Source organism: Hansschlegelia plantiphila, from assembly GCF_027922265.1.
Taxonomy (GTDB): Bacteria; Pseudomonadota; Alphaproteobacteria; order Rhizobiales; family Methylopilaceae; genus Methylopila; species Methylopila plantiphila.
On sequence record NZ_BSFI01000023.1, the window covers coordinates 223,239 to 237,705 of the forward strand.

13 protein-coding genes are annotated in these 14,467 nt (G+C 69.2%); 5 read left to right on the plus strand and 8 right to left on the minus strand.

Features of this window, described 5'->3' with window-relative positions; all coding sequences use genetic code 11:
- Positions 1–345: 345 nt before the first annotated feature.
- Positions 346–1,386 carry a ligase-associated DNA damage response exonuclease gene (locus PKE75_RS17525; RefSeq protein ID WP_271170040.1) on the plus strand — a complete coding sequence of 347 codons (1,041 nt, stop codon included), beginning with the start codon at positions 346–348 and terminating at the stop codon, positions 1,384–1,386.
- On the plus strand, positions 1,383–3,023 hold the full coding sequence (locus tag PKE75_RS17530; RefSeq protein WP_271170041.1) for a cisplatin damage response ATP-dependent DNA ligase: 1,641 nt from the start codon (positions 1,383–1,385) through the stop codon (positions 3,021–3,023). The genes PKE75_RS17525 and PKE75_RS17530 overlap by 4 nt, the downstream gene beginning before the upstream one ends.
- Here PKE75_RS17530 and PKE75_RS17535 read toward each other — a convergent pair.
- From PKE75_RS17535 to PKE75_RS17555, 5 genes are read right to left on the minus strand one after another with little or no spacing between them, the layout of a single operon-like run.
- Entirely contained in the window at positions 3,020–3,760 is a 741-nt protein-coding gene (locus PKE75_RS17535) for an NTP transferase domain-containing protein (RefSeq protein WP_271170042.1), read from the minus strand. The genes PKE75_RS17530 and PKE75_RS17535 overlap by 4 nt on opposite strands.
- Positions 3,757–4,884 (minus strand): dATP pyrophosphohydrolase, encoded by a 1,128-nt coding sequence (locus PKE75_RS17540; protein WP_271170043.1) that lies wholly within the window; start codon positions 4,882–4,884, stop codon positions 3,757–3,759. Before PKE75_RS17540 ends, PKE75_RS17535 begins: the two co-directional genes overlap by 4 nt.
- Positions 4,881–6,038, minus strand: coding sequence for an LptF/LptG family permease (locus PKE75_RS17545; protein ID WP_271170044.1), 1,158 nt, complete (start codon positions 6,036–6,038; stop codon positions 4,881–4,883). The genes PKE75_RS17540 and PKE75_RS17545 overlap by 4 nt, the downstream gene beginning before the upstream one ends.
- Positions 6,039–7,274 carry an LptF/LptG family permease gene (locus PKE75_RS17550; RefSeq protein ID WP_271170045.1) on the minus strand — a complete coding sequence of 412 codons (1,236 nt, stop codon included), beginning with the start codon at positions 7,272–7,274 and terminating at the stop codon, positions 6,039–6,041.
- Entirely contained in the window at positions 7,259–7,693 is a 435-nt protein-coding gene (locus PKE75_RS17555) for an HIT family protein (RefSeq protein WP_271170046.1), read from the minus strand. The genes PKE75_RS17550 and PKE75_RS17555 overlap by 16 nt, the downstream gene beginning before the upstream one ends.
- Before the next feature lie 109 nt (positions 7,694–7,802).
- Here PKE75_RS17555 and PKE75_RS17560 point away from each other — a divergent pair, with 109 nt between their 5' ends.
- From PKE75_RS17560 to PKE75_RS17570, 3 genes are read left to right on the plus strand one after another with little or no spacing between them, the layout of a single operon-like run.
- Entirely contained in the window at positions 7,803–8,939 is a 1,137-nt protein-coding gene (locus PKE75_RS17560; protein ID WP_271170047.1) for a CDP-alcohol phosphatidyltransferase family protein, read from the plus strand.
- The gene (locus PKE75_RS17565; RefSeq protein ID WP_271170048.1) at positions 8,936–9,871 is read left to right on the plus strand and encodes a diacylglycerol kinase family protein; all 936 of its coding nucleotides are present in this window, start codon (positions 8,936–8,938) and stop codon (positions 9,869–9,871) included. Before PKE75_RS17560 ends, PKE75_RS17565 begins: the two co-directional genes overlap by 4 nt.
- A 5-nt stretch (positions 9,872–9,876) precedes the next feature.
- Entirely contained in the window at positions 9,877–10,812 is a 936-nt protein-coding gene (locus PKE75_RS17570; RefSeq protein WP_271170049.1) for a hypothetical protein, read from the plus strand.
- On the opposite strand, the gene spt is transcribed toward PKE75_RS17570, so the two are convergent.
- The 3 genes from spt to PKE75_RS17585 form a co-directional block, all read right to left on the minus strand.
- The gene (gene spt, locus PKE75_RS17575; protein ID WP_271170050.1) at positions 10,730–12,046 is read right to left on the minus strand and encodes a serine palmitoyltransferase; all 1,317 of its coding nucleotides are present in this window, start codon (positions 12,044–12,046) and stop codon (positions 10,730–10,732) included. The two genes, PKE75_RS17570 and spt, sit on opposite strands and share 83 nt — an antisense overlap.
- The gene (locus PKE75_RS17580) at positions 12,046–12,297 is read right to left on the minus strand and encodes an acyl carrier protein (protein ID WP_271170051.1); all 252 of its coding nucleotides are present in this window, start codon (positions 12,295–12,297) and stop codon (positions 12,046–12,048) included. The genes spt and PKE75_RS17580 overlap by 1 nt, the downstream gene beginning before the upstream one ends.
- Positions 12,298–12,710: 413 nt before the next feature.
- The gene (locus PKE75_RS17585) at positions 12,711–14,462 is read right to left on the minus strand and encodes a fatty acyl-AMP ligase (RefSeq protein ID WP_271170052.1); all 1,752 of its coding nucleotides are present in this window, start codon (positions 14,460–14,462) and stop codon (positions 12,711–12,713) included.
- Between the last annotated feature and the right edge of the window lie 5 nt (positions 14,463–14,467).

The following is a 14,467-nucleotide window of genomic DNA, read 5'->3' on the forward strand; positions in this document are numbered from 1 at the left end:
GGGAGGGGCGCTTATCCCTCCTCACGCCTACGCGTGGGTCGGGGGGGGGGGGTCTACGGCGCAATCTGCCGGCGAGCTTGATCCTGCGCGATCCCCACTCGACCTTGGCTGCGCCGAGGTTACCCCCTTTGAAATTGGAGGGATCAGGAAGAGCGCGGCGGCGCCGTTCCCCCCTCTCCCCTTGCGGGAGAGGGCCGGGGTGAGGGGTGACGGGCGGCGCCTCATCGGTAAAGGACGCAGCCGCCACCCCTCATCCGGCCGCTTCGCGGCCACCTTCTCCCTCAGGGGGAGAAGGGAGAAAGGGCGCCTGTCCAATCGGCGTTCCGCGCTTATCTGAGCACTCAGATGCGCCCCGAAGATCTCCTGTGCCCCACGCCCCGCGGCCTCTACTGCCCGCCGGCGGACGCGTTCATCGATCCGATGCGTCCGGTCGAGCGGGCGTTCGTCACCCACGGCCACGCCGACCATGCGCGTCCCGGCAACGACGCGGTGATGGCGACGCCGGAGACGCTCGCCATCATGGCCGCGCGCTACGGCGAGGAGTTCTGCAAGACGAGACAGCCCGCCGCTTATGGCGAGCGGACGGTGGTCAACGGCGTCACGGTGAGCTTCCATCCCGCCGGCCACGTGCTGGGCGCCGCCCAGATCCTGCTGGAATGGAAGGGGTTCCGGGCGGTGGTCTCCGGCGACTACAAGCGCGCGCACGATCCGACCGCCGCGGATTTCGAGGTCGTGCCCTGCGACCTGTTCGTCACCGAGGCGACCTTCGGGCTGCCGGTGTTCCGCCACCCGGACGCGGCCGACGAGGTCTCGAAACTGCTCGACAGCGTGGCGCTGTTCCCCGACCGGGCGCATCTCGTCGGGGCCTATTCGCTGGGCAAGGCGCAGCGGCTGATGAAGCTCCTGCGGCTCGCGGGCTGGGACAGGCCGATCCATCTGCACGGCGCGATGGTCCGGGTGACCGAGGCCTATGAGGCGCTCGGGATCGATCTCGGCGAGACGATCCGGGTCGAGCCCGCGGCGCGCCCGAAGCTCGCGGGCGCGATCGTGCTTTGCCCGCCTTCGGCGCTGCGCGAGCTGTGGGCGCGCAAGTTCCCCGACCCCGTGACGGCCGCCGCTTCCGGCTGGATGCGCATCCGCGCCCGCGCCCGCCAGTCCGGCGTCGAGCTGCCGCTCGTGGTCTCCGACCACGCCGACTGGGACGATCTGCGCCGGACGATCCTCGACACCGGAGCGCAGGAGATCTGGGTGACCCACGGCGAGGAGGACGCGCTGGTGCACTGGTGCGGGACGTCCGGGCTCAAGGCGAAGCCGTTGCGGCTTGTCGGCTATGGCGACGAAGGCGAGGCGGAGGAGACGCCGGCGGAGGCGGCTGAGGCGCCATGAACCGCTTCGCCTTCCTGCTCGACCGGCTCGCCTACGAGCCGCGCCGCAACGCCAAGATCCGGCTGATCGCGGACTATTTTCGCGAAACGCCGGACCCCGAAAGGGGCTGGGCGCTGGCGGCGCTGACCGGGGCGCTCAGCTTCCGGCACGCCAAGCCCGGGCTGATCCGCGGGCTGATCATGGAGCGGACGGACCCCGTGCTGTTCGACCTCTCCTACGATTATGTCGGCGACCTCGCCGAGACGGTCGCGCTGATGTGGCCGGGGGAGACGCGGGCCAACCGCGCGCCTGTTCTGTCGGAGATCGTCGAGGGACTGACCTCGACGGCGAAGCTCGATCTGCCGAAGCGGCTCGCGCACTGGCTCGACGCGCTCGACGAGGTCGGCCGCTGGGCGCTGCTCAAGCTCATCACCGGGTCGTTGCGCATCGGCGCCTCGGCGCGGCTCGCCAAGACCGCGGTCGCGGCGCTCGGCGATCACAAGCCGGACGACGTCGAGCTGGTCTGGCCTGGCCTGCAGCCGCCTTATGAGGAGCTGTTCGCCTGGGTCGAGGGCCGCGGCGAGAAGCCGTTCGCGCTCGATCCCGCGCCGTTCCGCCCGCCCATGCTGGCGCACCCGCTGGAGGACGCCGACTACCGCTTGTTCGATCCCGCGGCCTTCGTGGCGGAATGGAAGTGGGACGGCATCCGCGTCCAGGCCTCGGCGGGCAAGGACGCCGAAGGGCGTCAGGTCGCGCGGCTCTGGAGCCGGTCGGGGGAGGACGTCTCCGGGACGTTCCCGGACCTGATCGAAGCGCTGACCTTCGAGGGTTCGATCGACGGCGAGCTGCTCGTCCTGCGCGACGGCAAGGTGCAGAGCTTCAACGTGCTGCAGCAGCGGCTTAACCGGAAGAGCGTGACGCCGAAGCTGCTCGCCGAATTCCCGGTCCATATCCGCGCCTACGACCTGCTGGTGGAGGGCGACGAGGATCTGCGCGAGCTGCCGTTCGACGTCAGGCGCAAGCGGCTCGAGGCGTTCGTGGCGCGCGAGGACAATCCGCGGCTCGATCTCTCGCAGATGGTGCCGTTCGACGACTGGGACGGATTGGCCGCCGCCCGGCTCGATCCGGCCTCCGCCGGCGCAGGCGACGACTCGGCCGCCGTCGAGGGGCTGATGGTGAAGCGCCGCGACAGCCCGTATGTCGTCGGGCGTCCCAAGGGCCTGTGGTTCAAGTGGAAGCACGACCCGATGACGGTCGACGCCGTGATGATGTACGCCCAGCGGGGGCACGGGAAACGGTCGTCGTTCTATTCCGACTACACCTTCGGGCTCTGGACGGAGGACGAGGAGGGGGTGCGGCTGGTCCCCGTCGGCAAGGCCTATTTCGGGTTCACCGACGAGGAGCTCGTCGAGCTCGACCGCTTCGTGCGCAAGAACACCGTCAACCGCTTCGGCCCGGTGCGGGAGGTGACGCACACCGAGGCGATCGGCCTCGTGCTGGAAGTCGCGTTCGAGGGCATCGCGCGCTCGACGCGCCACAAATCGGGAGTCGCGATGCGGTTTCCGCGCATCGCCCGCATCCGCTGGGACAAGCCGCCTCACGAGGCGGACAGGCTGGAAAGCCTCGAAGCGCTGATCGAGGCGAAGGAGAGCGCTTAAGTGGTTTCGACGAGCCGGCGCACCAGGATCAGATCGGCGGGCTTGTCGACGTCGACCGCGGCGCGGCCGAAGGGCATCTCGACGACGCCGGCGCTGACGCCGGAGAGCCGCTCGATCGCCGCGACCCCGCGGGCGAGCGTGAGGCGTCCGAGCGAGTAGTCGAGGATCGCGCGGGGCCCGAGCTTCTTCAGCAGTTTCAGCGGCCGCTTCCGGAGCGCCTCGACCGAGCGCCACATCTCGATCGCCTTGATCGCCGCCATGTCGCGGAAGAAGAACATGTTGCAGCCGGAAAAGCCGCCGTCGGCGAGCTTCATGAAGGTGCGCTTGGTGTCGGGGGTCGCCGCCATCACCACCGTGTCGCGGGCGAGCGCCGCGGTGACTGTGACGTCGGGGACGTGGTCGAGGAAGTAGCCGACCCATTCCGGCTCGAGCAGCGCATGGTCGGCGGTGGTGACGAACAGCGGCGCGCCGAGGCGCCCGAAGGCGTCCGCCACGCTCTCGCTGAGCGACGCCTTGGACCGGAAGACCTCGACGTCGGGCGTCGTCACCAGCTCCGGCCGGTCGATCGACACTGCGATCCTGCCGACGCGGCCGCTCGCCCTGAGGGCGTTCACGACGCGGTCGAGCATGGCGACGCCGCCGATCGGGATCAGCGCCTTGTGGCTGACGCCGGCGAACTCCGCGAGCGGATCGCCTCCCGGCCGGACGCCGGCCAGCACCAGCGCCGTGACGGTCACGACGTCAGCCTCTTGGAATAGATGCGATAGGTCTTGTAGGCCTCGCCGCCGCCGAGCGCCTCGCCGATATGGCGCATCGGCCTGTTGGTCTCCAGCACCCACGACATCTCGACGTGCCGGACCTTGCGCCGCCAGCCCTCCTCGCGGAACTTCTCGAAGATGTAGAACGGCATGACGTTTCCGAGATACGTGCCGTGGAATTCGCGCCGAACGCCCATCAGCGGGATCCGGGCCGACGTGTAGGTCTGGCGCTTCAGCCGCCAGAGCAGCTTGGCCCAGCCGAACGGCAGCAGCTCGCCGTCGAGGTCGCGGATCATCTCGTTCAGGTTGGGCAGCGCCAGCCCGAAGGCGGCGGGGCGGCCGGCGACCTCGGCGATCCAGACGAGGCGCTCGTCGAGCAGCAGCTTCATGCTCTTCGCGACATGGCGGAGTTCGTCCTCGCCGAACGGCACGAAGCCCCAGTTTTCCGCCCAGGCGTCGTTGAAGATGCCGATGATCGACGGCAGCTCGTCGTCGTAGCGCTTCCAGTCGATGTGACGGATGACGAGCTCCGGCGGCTTCGGGCGCGCGAAGATGCGCTGGATCGACTTGGGGAAAGGCGTGCCGGTGTCGTGCAGGTAGGCGTAGAGGTCCATCGTCTTGGCGTAGCCCTGCGCCTCGACGCGGGGGCCGACATAGGGGAGGTCGTGCGGCATCAGCATCATCGACGGCGTGTCGAAGCCATCGACGAGGAGGCCGGACTCCTCGTTGATGTTGAGGCTGAACGGTCCCTGGATCTCCGCCTTGCCGCGTGCGCGGTGGAAGCGCTCCACCTCGCCGAACAGCGCATGGAAGATTTCCGGGTCGTCCTCGGCCGCGATCAGGCCGAAATGGCCGATGTCGCCGGTGCGCCGGTCGGCCTGAGCGCTGATGCGCCCGACGGGGCGGCCGTCCCGCCAAGCCATCCAGAACGCGGCGTCCATGTAGTTGAACGCGGGATTCTTCTTACGCGACAGGGCGTCCCGACGCTCCAGCCTGAGCGGGGCGATATAGTTCGGGTCGCTGGCGTGAAGCCGGTCGGGCAGCGCGATGAAGGCCTCGAGGTCCGCTTTGGACTCCACCGGCCGGATTTCGAAAGTGGTCAACCGTTCGCCTCCGCAAGCCTGGGGCCCGAGGTCGCATGGACCTTCGGTTCAGGCCAGCCGCCGTCGATGCGACGGATTCGCCAGACGCCGTATGCGGCGAAGATCAGCAGGGCCGACCAGGCGCCGACGACGGGGGTGATGACCCCGGTCAGCGCGAGCGTCGACAGCAGCCCGTCGCTCAGCATGAACATCAGTCCGCCGCCGAGCGCCGCCGCGGCGTGGCGGATGGAGCGGGCGTCGCGCCAGTTCACCAGCGCCGCCGGCATCGCCAGCAGCACCATGACGATCGCGCCCAGCGGGCCGGCGTAGATCCGCTCGACCAGCGTCTCGTAGAACGCCAGCGGCGCGTTCGGCGTCATCTGGCCGGACAGCACGGCGCGCGCCGCCGCCAGCGACACGCGGCTCTCCGGCGTCAGCGCCGAGAGCACGTCGTCGGGGGTGAGCGTCGTGTTCCAGGGGCCGTCGGCCGGGGTCCGGACGTTGAAATTGTCGCGCGTCCAGTCGACCCGCTCGGCGTCCTTCAGGATCCAGCGCCGCTTCTCGTAGTGAGCTTCGGCCGCCATGGTGCGGGCGGTGACGATCTTGTTGGCGTCGCGGTCGTAGATCCGCAGCGCCTTCAGCTTTTTGCCCTTGTCGCTGACCCGGTCGAACGACACGACCGAGTCGCCGATCCTGAGCCAGATCGGCTTGGGATCAGTCTTGCCGTCTTTGGCGGCGCCGGCCTCGACGTCGGCGTCGCCCTCGTCGCCCGCATGGGTCAGCATGATCGCAAGCTTCGCCTCGGTGCGCGGGGCTATGACGTCGATCAACGTCGATTGCACGATCACCAGCACGAGGGCGCCCGGAAGCATCATCAGGAACAGCGCCCAGGTGCTGCGCCCGGCGGAGCGCATCGGGGCGATCTCGCCGTTGCGCGCGAGCGTAAGCAATGCCGCCAGAGCGCCGATCAACGCCCCGAGCGGCAGCGAATGGGTCAGCAGCGTCGGCATCTTCAGGCCGGCATAGCGCAGGATGCCGAGCAGGCCGTCGCCCGTGTCCAGAATGTCGCCGGCGTTGTCGACGAGATCCAGGATCTGCGCGATGAAGGCGAGGATCAGCGCCGAGGTCAGCGACAGCCTGACGAGCGACGTGCTGAGATAGCGGGTGAAGCGCATTCAGGCCTCGGCGGTCCGGAAGCGGCCGAACACGCCGGCGGCGGCGGTGGAGACGGCCCGGCTGACCCGGTCGATCGCCCGCGACACGATCGTGTCGCCTGGCCGGTCCGTGCTCGTCCTGAACAGCCAGAACGCGAAGACGACGAAGACGACGAACGGCGCCCAGCAGTCCAGCGCCGCCGGTCCCCGGCCCTTGTGCGCGAAGGTCTCGCCGATCTGAAGCGCATTGTGGAACGCGAGCATCAGCAGCACCGCGGCGACCGCGTTCGCGACCCGCGCATTGCGGCGCATGGTCATGCTGAGCGGCACGATCAGCAGTGGCAGGAACGGCAGCGAAAGCGACCGCGCCAGCCGGGCGTGGAACTCCGCCTGCAGCTGGTTCACCGGCGAAGAGGGCAGCGGCGCGCTCATCTCGCTCCAGAGCTCCGTCAGCGTGAGTTCGCGCTCGTTGCCGCCGCGGGCGCGGAACGGCGGGGCCTGCAGGTCGAACTTCTTGTCGAGCACCAGCTCCTGGAAGCGCAGCGTGCTCGGCCGCGCCGCGCCGTAATCGCGCACGATCACGCCATTGTGCAGCTTCAGCTGGATCTGCGTCCGGTCGGGGGTCAGCTCCAGCGTGCCGCCGGCCGAGGTCGTCACCACGTCGGCGCCGTCCTCGCGGTTCTGGATGAACACGCCGGTCAGTTCGCGGCCGGTCTTGTCGACGTCGTCGGCGGTGATCGTCAGGCCGTCCTTGGCGCTGATGAAGGTGGCGGCCGGCGCATGCGCCCGCCAGGCGTAGGCGACGCTGGAATTCAGGATGTCGCGGTATGCGTAGCGGCAATAGGGCGACAGGAAGCCGACAACGATGACGCTGATGATCGCGAGCACGGCGCCCAGCGCGATCAGCGGTCGGGTGACGGACTGCACCGAGACGCCGCTCGCCAGCATCGCCTCGAGCTCGGCGCCGAGGCTGAGCCGCGACACCGCGCTGAACACGCCGAGCGCGAAGCCCGCCGGCAGCGCGAAGCCCAGATAATGCGGGACGAGGTTGGCCGACAGCGTGAAGACCAGGATCACGGGCGCGCCGGCGGTCGCGAGCAGGTCGACCAGCCGCAGCACGCGCTCCAGCAGCAGCGCCATCAGCACGACGCCGAGCGCCATCAGCATCGGGCGGAGCGTCAGCCCCAGCACGTAGCGGTCGAGCAGCCGAAGCCGCGGCATGCCCCAGCGTCCGGCGGCCATCAGGCGGTCCAGCACGATTTGAGTTCGGCCACCAGCGCGTCGGACGCCGCCCCGTCGAGGTCGGCGCCCTGCGAAAGATCAGGCGGTCCGGGCCAGCCGGCGTCCGGAACGACCAGATCGCGAAACGACCGCGAACCGTCGTAACGGGGAATCACGTGGAAGTGGACGTCGGGGTCGACCATCATCAGCATCAGATAGTTGATGCGCGCGTATTTGACGAACGCGCTGAGGCAAGGCTCGATTGCGCCGATCGCCGCGCCGAGATCCGAGAAGGCCTGCGGCGACAGGTCGGAGAACGCCGTCGCCTCCTCGCGGCAGACGAGCACCAGCGATCCGAGCGTCGGCTGCTTCGGCCGCACGAGCACGCTCCAGGCGCCGACCTCGGCCACCAGGCTTCGCGGATAGCCGAACTTCTCCATAGTCTTGTTGGCCATCGAGGGGTCCGATCCCTTGGGAAGGCGCAGCTTGCGAGGCTGGCAAGGCGGCCGGTTTGTCGCTAAACGACACGCCGATAGTGTGGCGCGTGCGGGAATTGCAAGAAGAATGACGGATTCGAAAAGCGGCGCGCAAGCGCCGGTCGCCGTTCTGGTCGGCGCGTCGGACGTCCGCATCTGGGGCATGACCGCGGCGGAGCGGCTGCGCCGCCAGCTGTCGCGCGCCGGCGTGACGGATGTCCGTCCCAACGCGGACGGCCTCGTCGAAGGCGGCCGCGTCATCGCGCTCCGACTGGATTACGCCTACGAGCAGCGGCTGATCGAGGCGCTTGTCGAGCGCGCCGACGTGGCGCTGACGGTTGACGGCGCGCTGGTCGCGGCGGGCGTCGCGTCGCAGACGGCCCCCGCGGCGATCGCCGCGCTCGAAGGCCGCGGCCCGCTGCCGACCGGCGTCGCGGCGCTCGATTCCGAAGGACTCGCGGGCTCGTACAACCGCAAGCTCCGCAAGCGGGAGATCGCTTATGTCGCGCCGCTGAACGCCGCCACCGTGGACGATTTCGAGGCGCGCAGCTTCGCAGGCTCCTACAAGGGCGTTACCGACGTCGTCACCAAATATGTCTGGCCGGTTCCGGCGCGGATCGTGACCAAGTGGTGCGCCGAGCGCGCCATCACGCCGAACCAGGTCACCTATGTCGGGCTTGTCCTGATGTTCGTCGCGCTCGGTCTGTTCTGGAACGGCTGGTTCCTCACCGGACTGGTCCCGGCCTGGATCATGACCTTCCTCGACACCGTCGACGGCAAGCTCGCCCGCGTGACCATGACCTACTCGAAGTTCGGCGACGTGCTCGACCACGGCATCGACCTGGTGCATCCGCCGTTCTGGTGGTGGGCGTGGATCGTGGGCCTGCCGGCGGTCGGTCTCGGTCTGGAGCGGCCGGATCTCGCCGTCGGCGTCATCATCGGCGGCTACATCGTCCAGCGCATCCTCGAGGGCGCGTTCCTCAGGCTGTTCGGCATGCATATGCACGTCTGGCGGCCGTTCGACAGTTTCTTCCGGCTGATCACGGCGCGCCGGAACCCCAACCTCGTGATCCTGACCGTCTTCACACTGTTGGGCCGGCCCGACGTCGGGATGATCGTCGTGCTGTGGTGGATCGTGCTGTCGCTGGTGGTCCACGCCGTGCAGCTCGTCCAGGGCGTCATCGTCAGCCGAAAGCGTCCGGTCACCTCCTGGCTCTCGGCGTGACGCGGCTGGGCGTCGTCGCGAACGGACGAAGCTGGCGCAACCGCAACGGCCGCGCCGCGCCGCCCGCTTCCGCCGGCGTCCTGTTCGAGGCGCCCGACTCGCCCGCCGATTATCCCGAGGTGATGAGGCGCTTCGCGGCGGCGGGCGTCACGACGCTCGCGATCGACGGCGGCGACGGCACGCTGCGCGACGTGATGAGCGCCATGGCGCCGGCCTTCGGCGACGCGCTCCCGCAGATCGCGCTGCTGCCGAACGGCAAGACCAACGTGGCCGCGGCCGACGTCGGCGGGGCGGGGCGGGGGCCTGACGCCGTCGGCAGGCTCGCCGCCGCGCTGAGCGCCGATGCGCCGCTGACGACGACCGTGCGCCGCCCGCTGGCGATTTCGTTCGACGGGCGCTCGGTCTACGGCTTCGTGTTCGGCCTCGGCGCCTTCGAGCGCGCGACCCGCCTCGTCGACGAGCGCGTGCACGAGCGCGGCTTCGCGCAGAAGCTCGGCGTCGCGCTCGGCGTCGTGGGGTCGGTCTCGACGGCGCTGTTCGGCAAGGAGCGCGCGGCGTGGAGCCGCGGCGTGCCGCTGTCGCTCGCGCTCGACGGCGGCGGGGAGGCGACCCACGACAGCTTCGCGCTGCTCGCGACCTCGCTCCGGCGCTGGGTGCTCGGCCTCTGGCCGTTCTGGGGAACCGGCGAGGGCGCGATCGCGGTGACCGAGATATCGGCCCCGCCGCGGCGCCTCGCGCTCGGCCTCGCGACCGCCGGCCTCGGCCGGCCGCGGCCGTGGGCTGCGGCGGAAGGCTGGCGGAGCGAGCGCGCGGACCGTGTGTCGCTGTCGCTGCGGGCGCCCTTCATCATCGACGGCGACCGGTTCGAGCCCGGCCCCGACGGCGCGGTCGAGATTCGGTCCGGACCGCCGCTCTCCTTCGTCAGGCTCTGACGCCGATGAGCGCGGCCGGCCTCATCGAATTCGTCTCGGGCGAGCTCGCAAGGCCCGTGTCGCCCGCGATCTCGGCCTTCGCCGCGGACATCGCGGCCCGCGGCGGGGCGGGGACCGTCGCCGTGCTGTTCTACGGCTCGGCGCTCCGGACCGGCGAGACCGACGGGCTGCTCGACTTCTACGTGCTGCTCGACGACCTCGCCGCCTGGGACTGGGGACGGCCCGCGCGGACCGGCGCCAGGACGCTGCCGCCCAACATCGAATACGCCGAGACCTCCGGCGAGCCGAAGCTCCGCGCCAAGATCGCGATCATGTCGCTCGCGCAGTTCCGCGACCACGCCCGTGCGCAGAGCCTCGACACCACGATCTGGGCGCGCTTCGCGCAGCCCTGCGGGCTGGTCTGGCGCCGCGATGAGGCGGCGGCATCGGCTGCGGCGGAGGCGGTCTCGATCGCGGTCGGCGCGGCGGCGTGGTGGGCGGCGCATCTCGGGCCGCCGTCGGGGCCGGCGGGCGAATTCTGGACGGCGCTGTTCACGCGCACCTACGCCTCGGAGCTTCGCGTCGAGGGCAAGGGGCGGCCGGGCTCTATCATCGAGAGCGCGCCGGCCCGCTACGCCGCGCTGCTGCCGCTCGCCTGGACGGCCGAGGCGATCCGCTTCGCCGAAGGGGCAGGGGAGGCGCTGACGCCCGCGATCACGCCCGAGGCGAGGGCGGATGCAGAAAGGGCCTGGCGCCGCCGGAAGCGGATCGCCAAGCCCCTCAATCTGGCGCGGCTCGCGAAAGCCGCCTTCACGTTCTCAGGCGGCGTGGACTACATCGCCTGGAAGATCGAGCGGCACACCGGGCGCCGCGTCGAGGTCACGCCATTCCAGCGCCGACATCCGCTTCTCGCCGCCGGGCCGGCGCTATGGAAGCTCTGGCGGCAGGGCGTTCTGCGCTGACGCGCGGGAACTGCGTCACGTTCGAGTAGTCGGGCTCGGCGTCCGGGATCAGGCCGAACTCGCGGCCGACGCGGGTCATCAGCTCGATCGCGAAGTCGATGTGCTCGTCGTTGTGCGCCGCGCTCACGCTCGACCGCAGGAAGGCCGAGGAGTTCGGCGTCGCGGGCGGCAAAGCGAGGTTCAGGTACATGCCCTCGTCGATCAGCCGCTTCCAGAACGCGGTCGCGACGGCGACGTCGTTCAGGATCACCGCGACGATCGGGTTCGCCTCGGGGCCGACGGTGAAGCCGGCGTCCTTCAGGCCGTTGTAGAAGCGGCGCGAATTGGCGCGCAGCTTGGTGCGGCGCTGCGGCTCGTGGCGCAGGGTCTCGAGCGCCGAGATCGTCGAGGCGATGATCGACGGCGGCAGCGAGGCGGTGAACATGTAAGGCCGCGCCGCGAGGCGCAGGATGTCGAAGCCCTCGATCGAGGAGACGCAGAAGCCGCCGACGCTGGCGAGGCTCTTCGAGAAGGTGCCGACGACGAAGTCGACGTCCTCCTCGACGCCCTCACGCTCCGCGAGGCCGCGGCCGCGCTGGCCGAGCACGCCCATCGAATGCGCCTCGTCGACCATGAGGTAGGCGCCGAACTCGCGCTTGACGTCGACGAACTCCTTCAGCGGCGCCGTGTCGCCGAGCATGGAGTAGATGCCCTCCGCCACGATCAGCTTCTCGCCCGGCACGTCCTTCAGCCGCGCGAGGCGCTTGGCGAGGTCGTCGGGGTTGTTGTGCCGGAAGCGCACGACCGGGGCGTGCCCGAGCCGCGACGCGTCGTAGATCGAGGCGTGGCTGTCGGCGTCGATGATCAGATGGTCGTCCTTGCCGACCAGCGTCGAGATCATCGCGAGGTTCGCCTGGTAGCCCGTCGAGAACACCATGCAGTGCTTGCGGCCGTAGAAGTCGGCGAGCTCGCGCTCGAGCTGCTCGTGGCCCTTGTAGCTGCCGTTGGCGATGCGCGAGCCGGTCGTGCCGGTGCCGTGCTGACGGATCGCCTCGATCGAGCGCTCCATCGCGACCGGGTCGAAGGTCAGGCCGAGATAGTTGTTGGTCCCGAACAGCACGGTGCGCTTGCCGTTCACCACGCCCTCGACCGAGGAGATGATGTCGTCGAACTTCACCGAGAACGGATCGCTGCCGCTCTGCTTGAGGGCGTCGTAACGAGCCGCGAGCGTCGAGAACTTATCGAGAATCGCCATCACGCATTACTCCGAAGCGTCGTGATCGTGTCCGCAAGGTCGTCGACGGTCACAACGCTCGCCATGTCATTCAAAGGTATCGAGATATCGAACTTGTCTTCCAGCGCCATGCAGAAGTTCATCACGGCGATCGAATCCAAACCCAAGTCGTTCACGATATTCATGCCCGGCTTCAATTCTACGTCCTTGCTCGTCACTGCTTTGAGGACATCCGAAATCTCGGACAGCAGCGCCAGTTTTTCTTCCGTCATTTTGATGCCTAGGCGAAATCGACGCTGCAGACTTCACCGGCGACCGTAAACTATGAACCGGCCGTTACTCTGTAAAGCTTCTGCAGCGCCGCCAGAAACACTAATCAATGCAGCGTGTTACAGGGCTGCTTATTACTCGTGCACGACTCGGCGGCGTTGGAGAAGGACGCCCGGAACGATGTCACGAAACTGTTGCCAAAATGCCAAGCGCTCCGCCTCGGCGGCGAATCCCGCTTTTGCGGACGCGACGACGACATCGCCGAGCCGCTCAAAATCCAGACGATTCCGCCTAAATGTCTCGAACATCTGACCAAACCAGCCTTTTGACCGAACCGTTCGGTCAATGCACGGCGCGGAGTCGGGGCCCGCTCGGGCGCCTCCCGCCGACGACAGATACGTCGCCGGACCCCGCGCTACTGCGAAGTTGTAATATTCTGTTGCAGAATGTGTTCCGGCTCGCTGGCGCGGAGGGCGAGATAGAGTTCGCGCGACCGGCTGCGGCTGAGTTTTCCGGACGATGTGACAGGCAAAGCGTGCGCCCCGACCAGCCGCACCGTGACTGGCGTTCCGAAGCGCTGGCGGAGCAGGGCGGAGACTTCCGTCGCCAGAGCCTCGCGCGCGTCCGGCGCGGCCGTCCGGCACTGCACGAGGGCGACGACCTCCTCGCCTTCCGCCGCGTCGACCGAGAACACGGCGACGTCGCCGCTCCGCAGCGTCTCGATCCCGTGCTCGACCGCCCATTCCAGATCCTGCGGCCAGACGTTGCGGCCGTTGACGAGGATGAGGTCCTTGGCGCGGCCGGTGACGACCAGCTGGCCCTCGGTGAGGTAGCCGAGGTCGCCGGTGTCGAGCCATCCGTCGGAGGAAAGCGCCTCGCGCGTCGCCTCCTCCTCGCGGAAATAGTCGCGCATCAGGCTGGGGCCCCGGGCGAAGATGCGGCCGACCCGCCGTTCGGCCAGAACCGTCCCGTCGGCTGAGCGCGCCTCGATCCTGTGGCCGGGGAGAGCGGGGCCGCACAGCACGAACTCGCGCGTCCGCTCGCCGGCCTCGCTTGCGACGGCGACGCCTTCGTTCTCCAGACGGTCGAGGTCGAGCGTCTCGGCGCGCAGGCCCTCGCCGAGCGGGGCGAAGGTCAGCGCAAGCGTCGCCTCCGCCATGCCGTAGCTCGCGACGTAAGCGGCGGGATCGAAGCCGTGGCGCCGGAAGCGGTCGGCGAAGCGGCGCAGCACGTGCGGGCGGATCATGTCGCCCCCGATGCCGGCGCAGCGCCAGGACGAGATGTCGAGATCGCCGAGGTCGACGGTCGCAGCACGCTGCGCCGAGAGTTCGAACCCGAAGCTCGGGCTGTAGGAGATCGTGCCGCGGTTGCGCGCCATCAGCTCCAGCCAGAGCAGCGGCCGCCGCGCGAAATCGCGGGTCGCGAGATAGTCGACGGTGAGCCCGGCCACGATCGGCGTCAGCATGAAGCCGACCAGTCCCATGTCGTGGTAGAATGGCAGCCACGAGACGCAGCGGTCGCCGGGACGCACGACGAGGCCATGGCGGCTGATTGCCGTCGCGTTGGCCATCAGCTGGCGGTGAGTGACGGAAATGCCCTTCGGGAAGCGCGTGCTGCCCGACGAAAACTGAAGATAGGCGAGGTCGTCGACTTCCGGACGCGGCAGCTCGCCGTCATGAGCCGCGACGCCCTCAAGGTCGGCCGCCGTGCCGACGATGGCGAGCGGCAGGCCGGCCGAAGCCTCCAGCAGCCACTCCCTCATCGCGGTGGGCGCGAAGGCGGCCTGCGCGTCGGCGCATTCGATCATCTTGCGGACATGGCCGATATAGGCCTCGCGCCCGCCGAAGGCCATCGGCAGCGGCATCGGCGCCGGAACGATGCGGGCGTAGCCGCAGGCGAAGAACAGCCGGACGAAGTCGCCCTCGGTGTCGGCGATCAGCGCCACCCTGTCGCCTGGCCTCAACCCCGCGCCGAGCAGTTTCCGCGCGAGCGCTCGGGCGTCGGCCGCAAGACGTCCGAAGGTCAGCGCCTCGGTCAGCGCGCCCTTGCCGGAATGGAAGTTGAAGCCCTCCGTTCCCTGCGCCGCGATCTCGAGCGCGTCGAGGATCGTCAGACCGCGCTCGGCTGCGACTTCCGGCGTCAATGGGGCCTCGGTGAGGTCGGTCATTCCTG

What these genes read in the sequence shown, in the direction of transcription:
- PKE75_RS17545 (WP_271170044.1), bottom strand. Translation starts at nt 6,038, where the DNA reads ATGCGCTTCACCCGCTATCTCAGCACGTCGCTCGTCAGGCTGTCGCTG.
- PKE75_RS17560 (WP_271170047.1), top strand. Translation starts at nt 7,803, where the DNA reads ATGACGGATTCGAAAAGCGGCGCGCAAGCGCCGGTCGCCGTTCTGGTC.
- PKE75_RS17555 (WP_271170046.1), bottom strand. Translation starts at nt 7,693, where the DNA reads ATGGCCAACAAGACTATGGAGAAGTTCGGCTATCCGCGAAGCCTGGTG.
- PKE75_RS17585 (WP_271170052.1), bottom strand. Translation starts at nt 14,462, where the DNA reads ATGACCGACCTCACCGAGGCCCCATTGACGCCGGAAGTCGCAGCCGAG.
- PKE75_RS17570 (WP_271170049.1), top strand. Translation starts at nt 9,877, where the DNA reads ATGAGCGCGGCCGGCCTCATCGAATTCGTCTCGGGCGAGCTCGCAAGG.
- spt (WP_271170050.1), bottom strand. Translation starts at nt 12,046, where the DNA reads ATGGCGATTCTCGATAAGTTCTCGACGCTCGCGGCTCGTTACGACGCC.
- PKE75_RS17525 (WP_271170040.1), top strand. Translation starts at nt 346, where the DNA reads ATGCGCCCCGAAGATCTCCTGTGCCCCACGCCCCGCGGCCTCTACTGC.
- PKE75_RS17530 (WP_271170041.1), top strand. Translation starts at nt 1,383, where the DNA reads ATGAACCGCTTCGCCTTCCTGCTCGACCGGCTCGCCTACGAGCCGCGC.
- PKE75_RS17580 (WP_271170051.1), bottom strand. Translation starts at nt 12,297, where the DNA reads ATGACGGAAGAAAAACTGGCGCTGCTGTCCGAGATTTCGGATGTCCTC.